This window comes from Kitasatospora sp. NPDC054795, from assembly GCF_053611565.1.
The window spans coordinates 1-2,243 of sequence record NZ_JBSHAP010000097.1; the positions used below are offsets into that span (position 1 = coordinate 1).

General features: G+C 69.5%; 2 protein-coding genes. One reads left to right on the forward strand and one right to left on the reverse strand.

Going from position 1 to position 2,243, the window contains the following annotated elements; all coding sequences use genetic code 11:
* Positions 1-140: 140 nt before the first annotated feature.
* Positions 141-563, reverse strand: a complete 423-nt coding sequence (gene panD, locus ACWGJO_RS29335) for an aspartate 1-decarboxylase (RefSeq protein ID WP_359898896.1) — start codon at positions 561-563, stop codon at positions 141-143.
* A 401-nt stretch (positions 564-964) separates the two neighbouring features.
* On the opposite strand from panD, the gene ACWGJO_RS29340 reads away from it, so the two are divergent.
* Positions 965-2,149, forward strand: coding sequence for a helix-turn-helix transcriptional regulator (locus ACWGJO_RS29340; RefSeq protein ID WP_452188260.1), 1,185 nt, complete (start codon positions 965-967; stop codon positions 2,147-2,149).
* The last annotated feature ends 94 nt before the right edge of the window (positions 2,150-2,243 follow it).

Below are 2,243 nucleotides of genomic sequence, written 5' to 3' on the forward strand. Positions count from 1 at the left end.
CCGCCCGGGGCCGGCCGACGGGCTCCGGCCAGTGCCGGCCGCCCGGTGCCGGCCGGGGCGACCGCGGCGCCCGCGATCGCCCCGGCGCGGCCCGGCCGCCGTGGCGAAATCCCATGGATCCGTTGTGCGGTGACCCCGGCTCAGTTCCCGTTCGCGAGGGTGTCACCGCGGACCAGGCCGGATTCCGCCGGCACGTCGGCCGGATCGGAGCCCTCGTGCAGGATCCGGTTGTTCTCGTCGACGAAGACCACCCGGGGTTCGAGCTTGCCGAGTTCGTCCTGGTGCACCTGCGCGTAGGCGATGATGATCACAAGGTCGCCGACGCCGATGAGCCGGGCGGCGGCGCCGTTGATGCCGATCACACCGCTGCCGCGCGGCCCCTCGATCACATAGGTGGACAGCCGCTGCCCGTTGTTGATGTCGACGATGTCGACCTTCTCGCCGGCCACCAGGTCGGCGGCCTCCATCAGGTCGGCGCAGATGGTCAGCGAGCCGACGTAGTGCAGGTCGGCCTGCGTCACCGTGGCCCGGTGGATCTTCGACCGCATCAGGGTGCGATACATGACTGCTCCTTCTTTGACAGGGTGTACTGGCACCGTGACGCCCTCGGCGAACACGGGAGACCTCTCCGCGGTTCCGGCTGACGCTCCGTCACGATCAGGGGCCCGCGGCGGGAAGTGCGGTGGTCAGGGGTCACAAATGCGGGTTGACGCGTTCGCGGCGTGATGTGACCATCGAACGGGTTCACGCCCGGGGACACCGTGGCCGGCGGGAATCGTTGGGGAGGTTCTGCTCGCGTCCGGGGAATCGCCCTCGGCACTGTGACCTGTCCGCGCGCTGCCACCGGGGTCGCCGTCGAGTCCGGTTCGAGCAGGCCGTGACGTGGTGCCGATCGGGCACCCGTCGACGGCAGGGAGGCGCCTTCGCGCGCGGTCAGCGAGTTATATCTGCACAAGGGGGAAAAATGATCGCTGCCTTGACGGATCCTCGACAACTCGGTGAGTCCGAGCACCGCGTGCTCGACGCGTACCGCGCCAGAATGGGCGACGCGGACGTCATGCTGGACGTTCCGGCGGGCCACGACCGCACGCTCACCGGGCTGCTGGTCGCCGGTCACGCGCTCGAACGGGGACGCAGCGTGGCCTACTTGACCGACGACAGCGACCGGGTGCTCTCGCACGCGAGCGTGCTGCCGGAGCTGCCGGCGGTGCGCCGGCTGCACGGGCAGAGCTCGCTGAGCGACATCGTCGCCTACTACAACGCGCAAGCGCTGGGCGTCATGGACTTCGCCACCTACTTCAACACGAGCCCCAAGGTCGAGCTGGCCGAGGTGGTGGTGTTCGACGACTGGCACACGGCCTGCGAGATGGTCGGAAGCCTGTTCACGCTGCGGGTGGACCGCCGGCTGCAGCGCCGGGCCTACGACGGCATCTGCGACCTCGCGCTGTCGCTCGGGGACGAGAGCTACGCCACGGTGGCGCGGATGCGGCACGAGGGCGCCGACAGCCTGCTCTCGCCGCGGCAGCTCGACCTGGCGGACTGGGCACGGATCGCCGACCGGGCCGCCGAGGTGCTCACCCCGGAACTGTGCACGGAGGACGACAGGTTCACCTGGCCGCGGCTGCAGCCCTGGCTGCACCAGTGCCGGGTGCTGATCGCGCCCGCCGGTATCGAGATCCGCCCCCCGCACCAGCTCATCCGGACGCTGCCCGGCTACCGCCACGCCGACCAGCGGGTCTTCCTCACGCGGCAACCGGTCGAGCCGGCGGTCGAGCCCGCGAAGGTCGGACGGGACCTGCAGCTGCCGGACACCGACCGGCTCACGCTCTCGCCGAACATGCGGGCCGCCGTGGCGTACCTGCGGGGGAACTACGCGGACAGCGGTCTGACACTCGGTCGTGTCGCGCGCAGTGCGTACATGAGCCAATATCACTTCTCCCGCCGCTTCAAGCAGGAGACCGGCTGGCGGTTCATCGACTTCGTCACCGCGCTGCGGCTGACCGAGGCCGGACACCTGCTGCGCAACACCACCATGTCGATCACCGATGTCTCCCGTACGGTCGGCTATCAGGAACTGAGTCACTTCCAGCGCACGTTCAAGAAGTGGTTGGGCACCTCCGCGTCGGGCTACCGGGGCGTGTCCCGGTAGCCCCCCCCCCCCGGGAGTGGTGGGCGCACAGGCCCCAGCACCACACCCGGACGGGGCCCTAAAGAGACAGTGGAATATAAAACAAAAAAGCAGC

Excerpts from the sequence above, each read along its gene's own strand:
- panD (WP_359898896.1), bottom strand. The coding sequence starts at position 563 with ATGTATCGCACCCTGATGCGGTCGAAGATCCACCGGGCCACGGTGACG.
- ACWGJO_RS29340 (WP_452188260.1), top strand. The coding sequence starts at position 965 with ATGATCGCTGCCTTGACGGATCCTCGACAACTCGGTGAGTCCGAGCAC.